13 protein-coding genes are annotated in these 16,364 nt (G+C 69.8%); all 13 read right to left on the bottom strand.

Annotation, left to right across the window (positions count from 1 at the left end):
* Nucleotides 1-33 precede the first annotated feature (33 nt).
* The gene (locus ACNKF0_RS03340; RefSeq protein WP_299922997.1) at nt 34-3,615 is read right to left on the bottom strand and encodes a DNA-directed RNA polymerase subunit beta; all 3,582 of its coding nucleotides are present in this window, start codon (nt 3,613-3,615) and stop codon (nt 34-36) included.
* Between the two features lie 254 nt (nt 3,616-3,869).
* The gene (locus tag ACNKF0_RS03335) at nt 3,870-4,616 is read right to left on the bottom strand and encodes a J domain-containing protein (RefSeq protein ID WP_416955737.1); all 747 of its coding nucleotides are present in this window, start codon (nt 4,614-4,616) and stop codon (nt 3,870-3,872) included.
* Nucleotides 4,613-5,296 (bottom strand): hypothetical protein, encoded by a 684-nt coding sequence (locus ACNKF0_RS03330; RefSeq protein WP_416955736.1) that lies wholly within the window; start codon nt 5,294-5,296, stop codon nt 4,613-4,615. Before ACNKF0_RS03330 ends, ACNKF0_RS03335 begins: the two co-directional genes overlap by 4 nt.
* Before the next feature lie 47 nt (nt 5,297-5,343).
* Nucleotides 5,344-6,657 carry an MCE family protein gene (locus ACNKF0_RS03325; RefSeq protein ID WP_416955734.1) on the bottom strand — a complete coding sequence of 438 codons (1,314 nt, stop codon included), beginning with the start codon at nt 6,655-6,657 and terminating at the stop codon, nt 5,344-5,346.
* Nucleotides 6,654-8,096: an MCE family protein gene (locus ACNKF0_RS03320; RefSeq protein ID WP_416955732.1), complete on the bottom strand. Its 1,443-nt coding sequence runs from the start codon at nt 8,094-8,096 to the stop codon at nt 6,654-6,656. Before ACNKF0_RS03320 ends, ACNKF0_RS03325 begins: the two co-directional genes overlap by 4 nt.
* A complete protein-coding gene (locus tag ACNKF0_RS03315) occupies nt 8,096-9,253 on the bottom strand; it encodes an MCE family protein (RefSeq protein WP_416955730.1) in 1,158 nt (385 codons plus the stop codon). The genes ACNKF0_RS03320 and ACNKF0_RS03315 overlap by 1 nt, the downstream gene beginning before the upstream one ends.
* A gap of 3 nt (nt 9,254-9,256) precedes the next feature.
* Entirely contained in the window at nt 9,257-10,186 is a 930-nt protein-coding gene (locus tag ACNKF0_RS03310) for an MCE family protein (protein WP_416955728.1), read from the bottom strand.
* 29 nt (nt 10,187-10,215) lie between these two features.
* The gene (locus ACNKF0_RS03305; protein WP_416955726.1) at nt 10,216-11,253 is read right to left on the bottom strand and encodes an MCE family protein; all 1,038 of its coding nucleotides are present in this window, start codon (nt 11,251-11,253) and stop codon (nt 10,216-10,218) included.
* On the bottom strand, nt 11,250-12,524 hold the full coding sequence (locus ACNKF0_RS03300) for an MCE family protein (RefSeq protein ID WP_416955724.1): 1,275 nt from the start codon (nt 12,522-12,524) through the stop codon (nt 11,250-11,252). Before ACNKF0_RS03300 ends, ACNKF0_RS03305 begins: the two co-directional genes overlap by 4 nt.
* Before the next feature lie 7 nt (nt 12,525-12,531).
* Nucleotides 12,532-13,356: an MlaE family ABC transporter permease gene (locus ACNKF0_RS03295; protein WP_416955722.1), complete on the bottom strand. Its 825-nt coding sequence runs from the start codon at nt 13,354-13,356 to the stop codon at nt 12,532-12,534.
* 3 nt (nt 13,357-13,359) lie between these two features.
* Nucleotides 13,360-14,133, bottom strand: a complete 774-nt coding sequence (locus tag ACNKF0_RS03290; RefSeq protein WP_416958413.1) for an MlaE family ABC transporter permease — start codon at nt 14,131-14,133, stop codon at nt 13,360-13,362.
* Between the two features lie 19 nt (nt 14,134-14,152).
* Nucleotides 14,153-15,109 (bottom strand): ABC transporter ATP-binding protein, encoded by a 957-nt coding sequence (locus ACNKF0_RS03285; RefSeq protein ID WP_299923019.1) that lies wholly within the window; start codon nt 15,107-15,109, stop codon nt 14,153-14,155.
* A gap of 188 nt (nt 15,110-15,297) precedes the next feature.
* On the bottom strand, nt 15,298-16,173 hold the full coding sequence (locus ACNKF0_RS03280; RefSeq protein ID WP_416955719.1) for an HDOD domain-containing protein: 876 nt from the start codon (nt 16,171-16,173) through the stop codon (nt 15,298-15,300).
* Nucleotides 16,174-16,364 lie beyond the last annotated feature (191 nt).

Here is a 16,364-nt window from a genome sequence, read left to right as displayed (position 1 = left end):
CGACCGGCCCGAGACCACCGGGCGGGCGTCACCTCAGACTTCTTCGACGGAGCTGGGCTCGCGGCGGGACAGGTCGATGCCGAGCTCCTCGGCCGCCCGGAAGACGTCTTCCTCGGCGTCCTTGAGCGAGATCGGGCTGCCGTCCTGCGACAGCACCTCGACGTTGAGGCAGAGCGACTGCATCTCCTTGACGAGCACCTTGAACGACTCGGGGATGCCGGAGTCGGGGATGTTCTCGCCCTTCACGATGGCCTCGTAGACCTTCACGCGGCCGGGCACGTCGTCGGACTTGATCGTCAGCAGCTCCTGGAGGGCGTAGGCGGCGCCGTAGGCCTCCATCGCCCAGACCTCCATCTCACCGAACCGCTGTCCACCGAACTGGGCCTTACCGCCCAGCGGCTGCTGCGTGATCATCGAGTAGGGGCCGGTCGAGCGAGCGTGGATCTTGTCGTCGACGAGGTGGTGCAGCTTGAGGATGTACATGTAGCCGACAGCCACCGGCTCCGGGAACGGCTCACCCGAGCGACCGTCGAAGAGGTTGGCCTTGCCGTCCTCCTTGACCATCCGCTCACCGTCACGGTTGGGCAGCGTGGAGCCGAGCAGACCGGTGATCTCGTCCTCGCGGGCACCGTCGAACACCGGGGTCGCGACCTTGGTGTTCGGGTCGGCCTGGTCGGCGCCGATCGCGATGAGGCGCTTCTTCCAGTCCGACTCGCCCTTCTCGCCGGACAGGTTGAGGTCCCAGCCCTGCTTGGCGAGCCAGCCGAGGTGCAGCTCGAGGATCTGGCCGATGTTCATACGACGCGGCACACCCAGCGGGTTGAGCACGACGTCGACCGGGGTGCCGTCCTCCATGAACGGCATGTCCTCGATCGGCAGGATCTTGGCGATGACGCCCTTGTTGCCGTGGCGTCCGGCGAGCTTGTCGCCGACCGAGATCTTGCGCTTCTGCGCGACGTAGACGCGGACCAGCTGGTTCACGCCCGGGGGCAGGTCGTCGCCGTCCTCGCGGTCGAAGACGCGCACGCCGATGACCGTGCCGGCCTCGCCGTGCGGGACCTTCATCGAGGTGTCGCGCACCTCGCGCGCCTTCTCGCCGAAGATCGCGCGGAGCAGGCGCTCCTCGGGGGTGAGCTCGGTCTCGCCCTTGGGCGTGACCTTGCCGACCAGGATGTCACCGGGGGTGACCTCGGCGCCGATGCGGATGATGCCGCGCTCGTCGAGGTCGGCCAGGCCCTCCTCGGAGATGTTCGGGATGTCCCGCGTGATCTCCTCGGGGCCGAGCTTGGTGTCGCGGGCGTCGACCTCGTGCTCCTCGATGTGGATCGAGGTGAGGACGTCCTCCTGCACCAGGCGCTGGCTGAGGATGATCGCGTCCTCGTAGTTGTGGCCCTGCCACGGCATGAAGGCGACGAGCAGGTTGGTGCCCAGCGCCATCTCGGCGTCGTCGGTGCAGGGACCGTCGGCGATCGGCGTACCGACCTCGAGGCGGTCGCCGGCCTTGACCAGCGGGCGCTGGTTGATGCAGGTGCCCTGGTTGGAGCGACGGAACTTGGCCAGCTTGTAGGTCTGGTAGGTGCCGTCGTCGTTCATCGTCTCGATGGCGTCGGCGGACACCTCCTTGACCACTCCGGCGTTGTCGGCGACGACCACGTCACCGGCGTCGACGGCGGCGCGGTACTCCATGCCGGTGCCGACCAGCGGGCTGTCGCTGGTGATGAGCGGAACGGCCTGGCGCTGCATGTTGGCGCCCATGAGCGCGCGGTTGGCGTCGTCGTGCTCGAGGAACGGGATCAGGGCCGTCGCGACCGACACCATCTGGCGCGGGGAGACGTCCATGTAGTCGACCTCGTCGCGCAGGATCGCGTCGACCTCGCCGTTCTTCTGGCGGACCAGCACGCGCTCCTCGACGAAGCGCATCTTGTCGTCGAGCGGCGCGTTGGCCTGCGCGATGACGTAGCGGTCCTCGTCGTCGGCGGTGAGGTAGTCGATCTGGTCGGTGACCACGCCACCCTCGACCTTGCGGTAGGGGGTCTCCACGAAGCCGAACGGGTTGATCCGTCCGTAGGAGGCCAGCGAGCCGATCAGGCCGATGTTGGGGCCTTCGGGGGTCTCGATGGGGCACATGCGGCCGTAGTGCGACGGGTGGACGTCACGGACCTCCATGCCGGCGCGGTCGCGGGACAGACCACCGGGACCGAGGGCCGAGAGGCGACGCTTGTGCGTCAGGCCGGCGATCGGGTTGGTCTGGTCCATGAACTGCGAGAGCTGCGAGGTGCCGAAGAACTCCTTCAGCGCCGCGACCACGGGGCGGATGTTGATCAGGGACTGCGGCGTGATGGCCTCGACGTCCTGGGTCGTCATCCGCTCGCGCACCACGCGCTCCATGCGGGCCAGGCCCGTGCGGAGCTGGTTCTGGATGAGCTCGCCGACCGTGCGCATGCGGCGGTTGCCGAAGTGGTCGATGTCGTCGGCCTGGACCTTGACGGGGGCGCCGTCAGGACCCTCGACGACGTTGCCCTCGGCGTCGACCAGGTCGGGCGAGTCGGCCTGGACACCCGCGGCGTGCAGCTGCACGACGTAGCGGATGGCGGCGACGACGTCGTCGATGGTCAGCGTCTGCTGGTCGAACGCCTCGTGGAGGCCGAGCTTCTTGTTGATCTTGTAGCGGCCGACCTTCGCCAGGTCGTAGCGCTTGGGGTTGAAGTAGTAGTTGTTGAGCAGCGTCTGCGCGGCCTCGGCCGTCGGCGGCTCGCCCGGGCGGAGCTTGCGGTAGATGTCGAGCAGCGCGAGGCGGGTGACCTCGTCGTTGACCTGCTCGGCGGTCGGGGCCTCGCCCCGCGCCTTCTTCTGCAGCTCTTCGTAGACGACCTCGTAGCGGACGCTGTCCTTCTCGAGGGTCAGCATCATCGACTCGTACTGGCCGAACTCCTCGCGGATCTGCTCGGTGGTCCAGCCGAGCGCCTTGAGCAGCACGGTGACGTTCTGCTTGCGCTTGCGGTCGAGGCGCACGCCGACGAGGTCGCGCTTGTCGATCTCGAACTCGAGCCAGGCACCGCGGCTCGGGATGAGCTTGGCGGTGAAGATGTCCTTGTCGGACGTCTTGTCGGGGCTCGACTCGAAGTAGACGCCCGGGGAGCGCACGAGCTGCGAGACGACGACGCGCTCGGTGCCGTTGATGATGAAGGTGCCCTTGCGGGTCATCATGGGGAAGTCGCCCATGAAGACCGTCTGGCCCTTGATCTCGCCGGTCTCGTGGTTCATGAACTCGGCCGAGACGTAGAGCGGGCGGGAGTAGGTGAAGTCCTTCTCCTTGCACTCCTCCTCGGTGTACTTCTCGTCGAGGAAGACGGGGTTGTCGAAGGAGAGCATCATCGTCTCGGAGAAGTCCTCGATCGGGGAGATCTCCTCGAAGATCTCCTGCAGACCGGTCTTCTCGGAGACGTCCTCACCGGCAGCCCTGCGGGCGGCCACCTCCGCCTCCCAGCGCTCGCCGCCGACCAGCCAGTCGAAGCTGCTCGTCTGGAGCGAGATGAGGGGGGGAACCTCGAGAGGTTCGGTGATCTTTGCGAAAGAGGTGCGACGGTGGTTACCAGCGGAGCTGCGCGCGGCCAAGAGGTGTCCTCACAAATGAGCAAGTGATCGGCGCTTGCCGACCACCACGACGACCGTCCGGAAGGCGTCAGGCATCTGAGGGCAGGCGCAAGGAGACACGATAGCGCAACTCAGGACACGCCACAAACGCGGGTCGCCATTTCTCCGGCACTGGGCCTGAGGGTCCGCTCCACGCGTTGGCCACGACTATGAAGGCCACATCGCCCCGGGTCAAGCAGAACGCGCCGATTGGCCGCCCCTCGCCCCGCCCCTACCTACCCCTGGGTGGGAGAGGTGGTGAGGTCGTCGACCAGCCAGTCGCCGTCCACGCGCTGCATCGAGACGGTGACCTGGTCCTTGTAGACGACCGGCTCGGCGTGGAGCTTGTTGGTCGTCGGACGGTCCACGAAGACCAGCACCTGCACCCGGTCCTCGCTCGCCCGCACGATCCCCGAGGCCACGACCGAGGCGGTGACCCGGGTCTGCGTCTGCGGCGCGTTCTCCTCCAGCACCGTGAAGAGCTTGTCGTACTCCTCGCGGTAGCCGCCCGTCATCAGCGCCTGGGCCTCGCGCTGGTCGGCCTCGAGCGACTCGTGGTCGTAGGAGAGCACGGGTACGACGGCGCGCTCCGCAGCCACCTGGGCGTCGCGGACCGACGGGTCGTCACCGGGGGCCTCGCCCCGGGTCCATGTCCACGCGGTCGCGACCACGAGACCGGCCGCGAGCACGCCCAGGCCCGCGAGGAGCCAGGTCGGCACGCCGCGGGAGGCGTCGGGTCTCGGGACGGGCGCCGGGGCGCCCTCCTCGACCAGCGGCTCCACGCGCTGCGCCGGCAGCGTCTCGTCGTACGCCGCGCGGGCGACCGGGTCGAGCAGCACCTTGGCCGCCCGGTTGAGGGTGTCGAAGCGCCGGTCGCCCGGCTCGAGGTCGGCGATGCGGCCCTTCCAGGCGGCGCGGACGTCCTCGGTCGGGGCGTCGTGCGGCACGTCGAGGACGTCGTACCAGGTGGGTGCGTCGGTCACGGCGTGCTCCCCCCGCCCGCGCCGGGCTCGGCAGCCGCGCCGGGCTCGTCGGGCGAGCTCACGGGGGTGAAGTCGTCGACGAGCCACTCCCCCTCGATCATCACCAGGTCCACGGTGAAGCGGAACGGCAGCGGCTCCTGGTCGACCGTCTGCTCCTTCTCCCCCTCGCCCTGGCGGTAGCTGTCGGTGAACGCCCCGGCCACGAGCACGCGCGCCGAGTCGTCGTCGACGGAGGAGACGGCGGTGGCGAAGACGTCGGCGGTGCGGGTGATCCGGCCCTGGGCGACGAGCTGCTCGGCGGTGGCCACCTGCTTGTCGAAGTCGGCCGCGAACTTCGGCGTGATGACCTCGCGGACCTGCTCGCGGTAGGCGGGCATCTGGCCGGAGTCGTCGAGCAGGTCCGGGCTGTAGGTGCCGAGCCGCTTCACGAACTGGTCGGTCAGGCTCATCACCTGCTCGCGCTCCTCCGGGTGGTCGAGACCGCCGTCGGCGGAGGTGCGTCCACCGGCGGTGAGCCAGACGAGCAGGGCCGTGCAGGCCACGACGACGAGCGCGAGCGCGACAGCCACGAGGCGCCGCCGGCGCGGCGGGGGTGCGGGGTCACGGGTGGTGGACCCGGTCCCGTCGGACCCGGCCTCGACGGACTCGCCCGGTCGGGCGAGGTCGGTCAGCACGGACATGTTCCCTCCCTGGAGCTCCGACCCCTCCTCCAAGGGGTCTGCAAGGCTCAACGACCACCGGCGCCGGTGGTCACGCCCTCACCGAGCAGCGGCTCGAGGTAGAGCCACTTCCAGCTGTCCTCGCCGAGCGTCCGTGGCGCCGCGGCACGCGCCCCGGTGAGCCGCTGGATCTCGGTCGGGTCGGACGTCACGGCACCCGTCTCCGGGTCGTACGCGAAGTCCGCGGCCCCCCAACCGGTGGCCGCCCGCGGCGCCTGGATGTTCTGCGCGCCACGAGCGTTGGACTTCGAGGCGGGCTCGGTGCAGCCGGCGCCCTCGTTCATGGCGGCGTCGCTGCCGTCGAGCGGAGAACGGCGGTCGGTGCCCTCGTAGCCGCCGAGGCACACGTGCGGCTCCTGGGTGAGGACCATGCCGAAGTGGGCGTCGTACAGCCCGGTGCCCGGCGACCTCGACACGACCGTGTAGCCGCCCTCGACGACGTACGGGTAGATGACCAGCAGCTGCTCGATGCCGTCGAGGTGCTTGACCACGACCTCGCCGGTCGTCACCAGGTTGTTGATGAGGTCGCCGAGCTCGACCTCGTTGTCCTCGAGGAAGACGCGCAGCTCGTTGGCGCCCAGCGAGCCGTCCTCGATGAGCCGGCGCAGGTCGCGGTCGTGGTCGGCCACCGTGGTGGAGAACGTCGAGAGGTCGCGGGCGAAGCGACGGAAGGAGCGCTCGGAGTCGATCTGGCCGTCGAGCACCGTGTTGCTGTCACGGATCAGGTCGACGGTGACGTCGAAGTTCTGCTCCGCCACGGTGATGAACTCGCTGCTGCTGTCGAGGATGGTCTGGAGGTCGGCACCGGCGCCCCTGAACGCCAGCCCGAGCTCGGAGGTCACGGTGCGCAGGTCGTCCTGGTCGACGCTGCGCACGGTCTCGTCGAGGTGCGTGAGCAGCGTGTCGGTCTGGATCGGTGTCGCCGTCAGGTCCCGGGCGATCTCCGACCCGTCCGCGAGGAACGGAGCGTCGTCGCTCTGCGGCTGCAGCTCGACGTACTGCTCGCCGACGGCCGACCGGTTGCCCACCAGCGCGTGGGCGTCGGCGGGGATGTCGTCGTGCTCCTCGTCGATGTCGAGCACGAGGTCGACACCGTCGTCGGTGAGGACGAGCTCGCTGACCTCTCCCACGCGGACCCCGCGGTACGAGACCTCCGCCCCGGCGAAGGCGCCGCCGGAGTCGGCGAAGTGGGCGACCACGGTGTAGCTCTGGTCCAGGACGAGGCGGTCGAGGCGCGCGTAGCGGGCGCCCACGAAGCTGACGCCCACGAGCGTGATGAGGGCGAACACGAGCAGCTGCAGCCTGGTGCGGCGGGTGATCATCGCGTCACCATCCCGGGGACGAGGAGGCTCACCAGCGCGGGGTCGTAGTGCTCGGTGAGCTCCCCCATCGTGGGCCCCCGACCGCGGTCGGGCGGGGTTCCGGCGACGTACGCACCGGGGCGGGGCAGGCCGGGCAGGCTGATCGTCGGCAGGGGCGGCACCGGGACCGTCGGGAGCGTCGGGTCGGGCAGCGGCACGGTGGGATCACCCGCACCGCCGCACAGCCCGGGCACGGGTGCCTGCTGGCACACCACGCTGATGACCGAGCCCGGGAGGCCGACGCACGCGGACGCGTCGCCGCGGCGCAGCCCCTCGAGGCAGTCGTTGATCGCGTCGAGGGCGTCCTGGCACAACCGGCTGGGGTCGGGGAGCGGGCCGTCCTGCGGCAACGCGCTCAGCGGGATGCACGCCTCGGTCGGCAACGTGGTCGGGATCGTCGTCGGGATCCCGGTCAGGTCGACGTCGAGGGTGATCGACAGGTTGGTGTAGTCGCCCATGTGCAGGTTGCGCGCCACCTGGGGGTCCCGCCCCACGACCTCGTCGACGAAGGGGTAGGTGAGGAAGACGTTGAAGGCGTTGGTGAAGTCGTCCCCGGACGCGGCGAGCTGGGTGAGCACCGGGTCGAGTCGCTCGAGCGAGGTGATCGTGGCGTCCTTGGACCGGGCGATGACGTCCACGGCGACCGACGACAGCTGGTCGAGGGCGGCCAGCATCTCGACGAGGTCGTCGCGCTGGCGGTCGATCGAGTCCAGCGCACTGGGCAGCTCCTCGAGCGCGCGGTCGATGGTGGGCAGCTGCTTCTCCGCCGCGAGCGCGAGCCGGTTGAGAGATTCGATCGCGTCGACGATGTCGGCCTTGTTCTCGTCGAGCTGGCCGGTGAAGGTGCGCAGGTTGCGCAGCACGGAGCGCGCGGAGTCCTCGCGGCCCTCGAGGGCCAGGTTGAGCTCCTGGGTGATGGTCTTGAGCTGGGCGACGCCTCCTCCGTTGAGCAGCAGGCTGAGGGCGCCCAGCACCTCCTCGACCTCCGGGTTGCGACCGGCGCGCTCGATCGGGATGACGGCCCCGTCCTGGAGCCGGGACGCGATGGCCCCCTCGGCGGGCGCGCTCAGCTCGACGAACTTCTCGCCGAGCAGGCTGGTCTGGCGCAGCTCGGCCACCGCGTTGCCGGGCAGGTCGACGTCGCGCCGGACCTCGAGCGTGACGAGCGCCTGGTAGCCCTCGAGGTCGATGGCACTGACCTTGCCGACGCTCACGTCGTTGACCTTGACGGTCGACTGGGGCACCAGGTCGAGGACGTCGGCGAACTCCACCTTCACCGTCATCGGGTCCTCCCCCACGTCGGGCCCGCCCGGGAGCGGCAGCGAGTAGACGCTGGCGTCGCAGGCGGAGAGGAAGAGCGTGGCGAGCACACCCAGCACGAGCACCTCGAGCCGCGTCATCACTGCACCTCCGGGTCTGCGGCGACCAGCCCGCCGAGGGACGGGTCGAACACGTCCTGCGCGGGGAGCGGCGCCGGCGTGCGGTCGAGGGCACCGGCGCGCGGCCGGGCGAGCAGGTCGGTGATGCGGTCGCACACCTGGCCCGAGCGCTCGACCTGGCCGACGAAGCCGCACAGGAACGCGGCCGGGTCGATCTCGAGCTGGTTGATCGACTCGCCGAAGTTGGCGCGGGTGTCGAGGGTGCCGGCCTGCGGGTTGTAGGTCAGCGCGAGGTTGTTGAGCGCGCCCGGAGCCACGTGCAGGATCTCGTCGAGCGCTGCGCGCTGGCGCACCAGCACCTTGGCGACCCGGTTGATCCCGGTGATGTTGCGGCTCAGCGAGCCCTTGTTCTCCTCCACGAACTCCTTGACCGCCGTGAGGGCCACCGACAGGTTCCTCGTCGCGGCGACCAGCTCCTCCCGCTCGCCCGCCAGCATCGTCGAGACGTCGGCGAGGGACTGGTTGAACTGGCGCACCGTCTGGTCGTTGTCGGCGAGGGTCTCCATGAAGCTCCCCAGCGCCTCGACCGAGCCGAACAGCTCGTCGGAGTTGCCGGCCAGCGTCGAGCTGAGACGGGAGTAGTCCTTGACGGTCTGCCGGAAGGTCGCACCCTGCCCGCCGAAGTTGTCGGCCGTGACCGACAGCAGGTCGGAGAGGGCGCCCGACTTGTTGGCGCCCCGCGGCCCGAGGGCGACGTTGAGCCGGTCGAGGCTCTCGTAGATCTGGTCGAGCTCGAGCGGCTCCGCGGTGTCCTCGACGGCGAGCTCCGCGCCGTCGGTGAGGACGTCACCGGTGCCGGGGTAGGCCGGGGTGAGCTGGACGTAGCGGTCGCCCACCACCGACGGCGCGACGATCACCGCGCGGGCATCGGCCGGCAGCCTGACCTCGTCGTCGTACGTCATCGTCACGGTCACGTCGGTGCCGGTGGGCTCGACGCGCGTGACCGTGCCGACGGGCACGCCGAGGACACGGACGTCGCTGCCCTCGTAGACGGAGATGGCACGCGGGAAGTGGGCGACGACGGTCTTGGAGGCGTCGCCGCCGAGGACGGTGACGGCCGCCGCGACGACGAAGCCGAGCACGACGAGCGGGGCGAGGAAGCGCTTCACGAGGTCCATGGCTCAGCCCACCTGCGGGACGGGTGGGAAGTTGGAGATCCAGGTGTCGAACCACGGACCGGTGCCGAGGGTGTTGGCGAAGACGCGGTAGAACGGCGCCATCAGTCGCAGGCTGCTGTCGAGGTTGTCCTCGTTCTTGTTGAGCACCGCCACGACGTTCTCGAGGTGGGCGAGGGCCGGCTCGAGGTCCGCGCGCGACTGGTCGATGAGCCGGGTGAGCTCCTTCGAGAGGGTCGTGCTGGAGACCAGCAGGTCGTGCACGGCCTCGCGGCGGGCGACGAGGGCCCGGAACAGCACGTCGCTGTCCTTCATCAGCGCGATGATGTCCTGGTCGCGCTCGTCGAGGACCGTCGAGACCCGCTCGAGGTTGACCAGCAGCGTGTTGAGCTGCTCGTCCTTGGCCGCGATGTTGGACGAGAGCCGGCTCAGGCCGTCGAGCGCGCCCCGGAACTCCTCGGGGGTGTTGCGGGTGAGGTCGGCGAGGGTGGTGAGCGAGTCGGCGAGCTGGTCGGTGTCGATCCGGTCCGAGGTCGAGGCGAGGCCCTCGAAGGCCTCGACCACGTCGTACGGCGAGGAGGTGCGCGCCGCGGGGATCGTGGCCCCCTCGTCGAGCCGGCCGCCTCCGGCGGGCTCGAGCGCGAGGAACATCGCGCCCAGGATCGTCTTCACCTTGATCGCGGCGCGGGTGTCACCACCGAAGTCGGCGGCGTCGTCGACCTTGAAGCTGACCCGCACCTCGTCGCCGGCGAGCGCGATCTCGTCGACCTTGCCGACCCGCACGCCGGCGATGCGGACCTCGTCGTTGACCTTGAGCCCACCGGCCTCGGTGAACATCGCGTGGTAGGTGTCTCCACCGCCGATGATCGGCAGGTCGTCGGCCCGCAGCGCGGCGACCAGCGTCAACGCGAGGACGACGAGGCTGATGGCCCCCACGACGACGGGGTTCCGTTCCCTGAACGGTTTCATCCGAGATCACACCTGTCGGAGCCGGTGGAGTACTTCACCGGGATCGAGACGTCGCGGGGCAGGTTGACGCGCCCCTGGAACTCGCAGAGGTAGAAGTTGAAGAACGAGCCGTAGATCGCGGTGCGACCGATCTTGGTGAGCTTGATCGGGAGCACCTGGATCGCACGGTCGAACTCGGCCTTGTTCTTGTCGATGTTGCCCGCGACGGCGCGCAGCTCCTTGATGTCCTTCACGAAGGGCTCGCGGATGCCGTCGATCAGGGAGGCGGTCTCGACCGACAGGGCGGAGACCTCCTCCAGCGAGCCGAGGATCGCGTTGCGGTCCTTCTTCAGTCCGCCGACCAGCGTGCGGAACGACTGGATCAGCCGGGTGAGCTGCTGGTCGCGGTCGGCGACGTGGTCGAGCACCAGCGACAGGTTGTCGATGAGGTCGCCGATGACCTCGTCGCGGTCCGCGAGGGTCGAGGTGACCGACGCGGTGTGCGCGAGCAGCCCCTCGAGGGTCCCGCCCTCCCCCTGGAACACCTGGACGAGCTCGTACGACAGCTGGTTCACGTCGTCGGGCGAGAGCGCCTCGAAGAGCGGCTTGAAGCCGTTGAAGAGCACGGTGAGGTCGAGCGCCGGCGTGGTCCGCGACACCGGGATCGTCGAGCCGGCCCGCAGCCTCCGGGTGTCGCCCACCTCCTGCGTGAGCGAGATGTAGCGCTGCCCCACGAGGTTGCGGTAGCGGATCGCGGCGTTGGTGCCGCCGTTGACCGAGGTGTCGCGGTCGACCGAGAACGTGATCAGCGCCCGGGTGCGGTCGACGATCTCCACCTCGCTCACCGTCCCCACGCGGACACCGGCCACGCGGATGTCGTCGCCCTTGGTGACGCCGGTGGCGTCGGTGAACTCGGCGCGGTACTCGCGCGACGAACCGAAGTCGAGGTTGCCGATGGTCACGACCAGCACGGTCGTGGCGAGCGACGTGACGACGACGAAGACCAGCAGCTTGACCAGGTCGATCGAGGTCCTCGCGTCCAGGATGCGGCTCATCGCAGCGACACCTCCGCCCCGCGCGCCATCGGCCCGACCAGGAGGACACCGAGGTCGGGTACGTCGTCGCCGCTGACGCCGAGCCCGGGCGCGAGCAGCGCCTTGAGCAGCGCCGTCTCGTCGCGCCCGCCCGCGAAGCCGGCAGCGGTGCCGGACCAGCCGGGACCGACGCGGCTGGTGCCCTTGCCGGTGGGCTCGTCGATCCCGTCGACGAAGTCGGGCTGGGAGGTCAGCGGGTTGCTCTGGGACCACGGTGGGGAGGGAAGCGTCCCGCAGTGGTAGCCGCGCTTGTCGCCGTAGACGGGGGCGTCCTGCGGGCCGTAGCCGCGCGGCTGGTTGGGCAGCGTCTCCAGCACGATGTGGAGGGTGAAGCCGCGGAACGCCTCGGCCTGGAGCTTGCCAGCACCGACGATGCCGCCGAGCAGGCAGGGGTAGCCCGGGGCGTAGCGCGCGAACACCTCGAGCTGCGCCGCGCCGAGGTCGGCGAGGCGCACCAGGTTGTCACCGTTGGCACGGGTGAAGCGCTCGGTGACGGCCGCGAACGCGGACACGTCGTTGAACAGCGCCTTCAGCTTGTCCTCACGGTCCTCGAGCGTCGACGTGGTGGTGATGGTGTTGCGCAGGATGGTGGCGACCTCCGGCAGCACGTCGGCGTACGTGTCGGAGACCCGCGCGGTGAGCCGCAGGTCCTCGACGAGGGCCGGGAGCTCGGGGTTGAACCGGGTCAGGTAGGCGTCCAACGTCTCCAGCGTCTCGCCGAGCTGTTCCCCGCGGCCCTCGAGGGCGGTGGCCACGGCGTTGAGGGTGGTGTTGAGGTCGGCGGGCTGCACCGCGCGCAGGAGGGGGTAGAGGTCGCTGAGCACCTCCTCGACCTCGATCGAGAGGTCGGTGCGCTGGATGACGTCCCCGTCGGCGATCGGCTGCGCCGACGAACCACCGTCGGGGACGACGAGCGAGACGAACTTCTCGCCGAAGAGGGTCTTGGGCAGGATCGAGGCGGTCACGTCGCGCGGGATGTCGGTGGTGCGGTCCTGGTAGAGGCCGAGCGTGATGTCGGCGCCCTCGACCGTCGGCTCGTAGTCGAGCACCTCGCCCACGATGACGCCCTTGATCTTGACGTCGGCGCGCTGCGGCAGCTGGAGCCCGATCTTCGAGGCCTTGACGGTGACCTCGTCGTAGTCGCTGAACTTCTGGGTGAACACGCCGTACGTCGCCCACCCCGCGGCGAGCATCAGCACCAGGAACAGCACACCCAGGGCCTTCGTCCTCATCACCCGCTCACCCCGCCAGCCGCACGGTGGTGGCCGCGCCCCAGATGGCCATGGACAGGAGCAGGTCGAGCACGTTGATGGCGACGATGCTGGTGCGGACGGCGCGGCCCACGGCGACGCCCACGCCGGCGGGTCCACCGGAGGCGTTGTAGCCGTGGTAGCAGTGGATGAGGATGACGGTCACGGCGAAGACGAGCACCTTGCCGAAGGACCACAGCACGTCGCCCGGAGGCAGGAACGCGTTGAAGTAGTGGTCGTAGGTGCCGGGTGACTGGCCGTAGAACTGGGTCACCACGAGCCGGCTCGCGAAGTAGGACGAGAGCAGCCCGACGACGTACAGCGGGATGATGGCGATCAGACCACCGACCACCCGGGTGGCGACGAGGAACGGCATCGACGGGATGGCCATCACCTCGAGGGCGTCGACCTCCTCCGAGATCCGCATGGCCCCCAGCTGCGCGGTGAAGCCGCAGCCGACCGTCGCCGCAAGCGCGATGCCGGCGACCAGCGGCGCGATCTCGCGGGTGTTGAAGTAGGCGGAGACGAAGCCCGAGAAGGCCGCGGTTCCGAGCTGGTTGAGCGCGGCGTACCCCGAGAGCCCGACCTGGGCGCCGGTGAAGAAGGTCATGCCGATGATCACGCCGACGGTGCCGCCGATGACGGCGAGCGCACCCGAGCCGAGGGTGACCTCGGCGAGGATCCGCATGATCTCGCGGGGGTAGCGGGTCACCGAGCGGGGAACGGCCTTGAGCACCGCGAGGTGGAAGGCCAGCTGGCCGCCCAGGCCGTCGAGGGAGGCGAGCGGCCTGGCGTAGACGTCTCGTAGCGGCATCGCTCATCCCCCCTTCGGGGGCACGACCTGCAGGTAGATCATGCTGAGGACGAAGTTGGCCACGAAGAGCAGCAGGAAGGTGATGACGACGGACTCGTTGACGGCGTCGCCGACGCCCTTCGGTCCGCCCTTGGCGTTCATGCCCTTGTAGGAGGCGACGACCGCCGCGATCAGGCCGAAGACGAGCGCCTTGATCAACCCGATCCACAGGTCGGGGAGCTGGGCGAGCGCCGTGAAGCTGGCGAGGTAGGCACCGGGCGTGCCGTCCTGGAGGATCACGTTGAAGACGTAGCCGCCACTGACCCCGACGACGCTGACCATGCCGTTGAGGAAGAACGCGACGAGCATGCACGCCAGCACGCGGGGGACGACGAGGCGCTGGATCGGGTCGATGCCCAGCACCATCATCGCGTCGAGCTCCTCCCGGATCTTGCGCGCGCCGAGGTCGGCGGCGATCGCCGAGCCACCCGCACCGGCGATCAGCAGCGCCGTGCCGATGGGGGCCGCCTGCTGGATCACCGCGAGGACCGACGCCGAGCCGGTGAACGACTGGGCGCCGAACTGCTTGATCAGGCCGCCGACCTGGAGCGCGATGACGGCACCGAAGGGGATGGCGACGAGGGCGGTCGGCACGATGGTGACCGACGCGATGAACCACGCCTGCTGGATGAACTCACGCAGCTGGAAGGGCCGCCGGAACAGCCCGCGGAAGACGTCGAGGGCGAAGGCGAAGAGGTTGCCGGCCACCCCGATGGGCGCGAGCGCGCGCGAGGACATGGACGTGGTCATCGACTCGTCAGGCTCCCGGGGCCAGGCCGGCGTTGCTGGACTCGAAGGAGCCGGGCGGCGGGGTGACACCGTGCTCGCGGCACCACTCCCCCGCCGGGCGCTGGCTGCGGCGCGGGATGCCGTTGGACGGGTCGAGCTGCAGCGGGATCGGGGGCAGCGGGGGCAGCTCCTGGCCGGCCTCGGCGGCGAGCTCGTCGGCGTCCTTCTCCTCCGACATGCCGATCGGGCCGACCCGCTGCGCGTTGAGGAACTGGCGTACGACCGGCTCCTCCGAGCTCAGCAGCTGCTCGCGCGGCCCGAACATCGCGAGGTGCCGGTGGTAGAGCAGCCCGATGTTGTCGGGCACGGTGCGCGCGGTGTTGATGTCGTGGGTGACGATCAGGAAGGTGGCGTCGATCTGGGCGTTGAGGTCGACGATCAGCTGGTTGAGGAAGGCCGTACGCACCGGGTCGAGGCCGGAGTCGGGCTCGTCGAACAGCACGATCTCGGGGTCGAGGACGAGCGCCCGGGCCAGGCCGGCACGCTTGCGCATGCCGCCGGAGATCTCCCCGGGCAGCTTGTCCTCGGCGCCGAGGAGGCCGACGAGGTCCATCTTCTCCATCACGACGTCGCGCACCTCGGACTCGGACTTCCTGGTGTGCTCGCGCAGCGGGAAGGCGACGTTGTCGTAGAGGTTCATCGAGCCGAACATCGCGCCGTCCTGGAACAGCACGCCGAACAGCTTGCGGATCTCGTAGAGCTCCCGCTCCGGGCAGCTCGCGATGTCGGTGCCCTCGATGATGATCGAGCCCTTGTCGGGCTTGAGGAGGCCGATGAGCGTCTTGAGGAACACCGACTTGCCGGTGCCCGACGGCCCGAGCATCACGCAGATCTCGCCGGCCGGCACGGTGAGCGTGACGTCGCCCCAGATGAGCTGCTTGCCGAAGGACTTCGTGAGGTCGTTGACCTGGATCTCGACACCCATGTGCACCCTCCTGCCGTCTCGTTCCCTGGCCCTGGGCGGGCTCCCGTCCCGTGCTGCTCCTGGGTGGACAACGCGGGAGGTCGCGAGAGGTTACGGGCGCGATGAGACGGCCGTCACTGCGGCTGCCAGCTCTGCGCGGTGGCTGTGGTCCACCGGGTGGACCACGGTCACCGCACTGTCGGGCCGGCTCAGCCGCCGTAGCGGTCGGCCACCTCGCCGAACCGCTCGCTCGACCTCGCCACGATCTGGCGGTAGTCGGCGTCGTCGAGCTGCAGGATCGTCATCAGGGGCGTGACCTCACGGCGTCGGGCCTCCTGGGTCTCCTGGTCCTCCGGGTCCGCGTCCCGGGCGGTGATCTCGACCGACATCGCGCACGCCAGCGCCACTGCCGCGCTCACGGCGGACAGGTCCTCGTGCGCCTCGTGGTGGTCCCGGATGCCGTCGACGATCGTCAACGGGAGTCCCCACGCCTCGGCCACTGCGCCGCCGATGTCGGCGTGCGTGAGCCCGAAGACCACCCGCTCGGTCTCGATCAGGTCCAGGCCGTCGGTGGCAGCGGCCAGGGCCAGCGTCTCCAGGACCTGCTTCCCGAAGTGCCGGGCCAGCACGATCTTGCCGAAGTCGTGCAGCAGCGCGGCGGTGCCTGCCTCCGCCGGGACCGGAACACGGGCGCGGGAGCGGATCACCTCGGCCGCGATCGACGCGGCCACCGAGCGCTCCCACAGCGCGCCCGGCTGGAGGCCGTACGCCGGCAGCGCCTGCAGCATCCTGCCGCCGACACGCGAAGCCATCGTCAGCGACAGCAGCGTGCTGGTACCGAGCCGCACCGCGGCGTCACGCACCGACGTGACGTTCGCGCGGTGGCCGAGTGCGGCCGAGTTGGCCAGGCGCAGCACGTCCGCAGTCAGCGAGACGTCGAGGGACACCACGTCGCTGATCTCGCGGATGTCGGAGTCCGGGTCCGCAACCAGCGTGGCCAGTCGGGCGACGGTGTGGGGCAGGGGTTCGACGGACTCGGCGGCGGCCAGCAGGTCCGCCGGGTCCACGAGCGGTGCGGTGGTCACGTCCGGGTGATCGGCACACCGGGGCAGGACCTGAGGGAGACGGGGGCGGCAGATCGCTCGGCGGGTCACAGATCCGCAACGACCGGACTTCTCAGGATGCACGGGGTGAATCCCTCAACGGTCCCTCAGGGACGCTTGGTGTAGTTCTCTCCGGCGGCGGTCCGATGGAACCCCCGAAACGTCGGGCCGCC

The organism is Nocardioides sp. T5, from assembly GCF_048161455.1.
GTDB lineage: Bacteria > Actinomycetota > Actinomycetes > Propionibacteriales > Nocardioidaceae > Nocardioides.
The sequence above is the reverse complement of the archived record's forward strand: the minus strand, read 5'-3'. Positions and strand labels throughout refer to the sequence as shown.

What these genes read in the sequence shown, in the direction of transcription:
- ACNKF0_RS03320 (WP_416955732.1), bottom strand. Translation starts at nt 8,096, where the DNA reads ATGACGCGGCTCGAGGTGCTCGTGCTGGGTGTGCTCGCCACGCTCTTC.
- ACNKF0_RS03315 (WP_416955730.1), bottom strand. Translation starts at nt 9,253, where the DNA reads ATGGACCTCGTGAAGCGCTTCCTCGCCCCGCTCGTCGTGCTCGGCTTC.
- ACNKF0_RS03290 (WP_416958413.1), bottom strand. Translation starts at nt 14,133, where the DNA reads ATGTCCTCGCGCGCGCTCGCGCCCATCGGGGTGGCCGGCAACCTCTTC.
- ACNKF0_RS03325 (WP_416955734.1), bottom strand. Translation starts at nt 6,657, where the DNA reads ATGATCACCCGCCGCACCAGGCTGCAGCTGCTCGTGTTCGCCCTCATC.
- ACNKF0_RS03305 (WP_416955726.1), bottom strand. Translation starts at nt 11,253, where the DNA reads ATGAGCCGCATCCTGGACGCGAGGACCTCGATCGACCTGGTCAAGCTG.
- ACNKF0_RS03330 (WP_416955736.1), bottom strand. Translation starts at nt 5,296, where the DNA reads ATGTCCGTGCTGACCGACCTCGCCCGACCGGGCGAGTCCGTCGAGGCC.
- ACNKF0_RS03295 (WP_416955722.1), bottom strand. Translation starts at nt 13,356, where the DNA reads ATGCCGCTACGAGACGTCTACGCCAGGCCGCTCGCCTCCCTCGACGGC.
- ACNKF0_RS03285 (WP_299923019.1), bottom strand. Translation starts at nt 15,109, where the DNA reads ATGGGTGTCGAGATCCAGGTCAACGACCTCACGAAGTCCTTCGGCAAG.
- ACNKF0_RS03300 (WP_416955724.1), bottom strand. Translation starts at nt 12,524, where the DNA reads ATGAGGACGAAGGCCCTGGGTGTGCTGTTCCTGGTGCTGATGCTCGCC.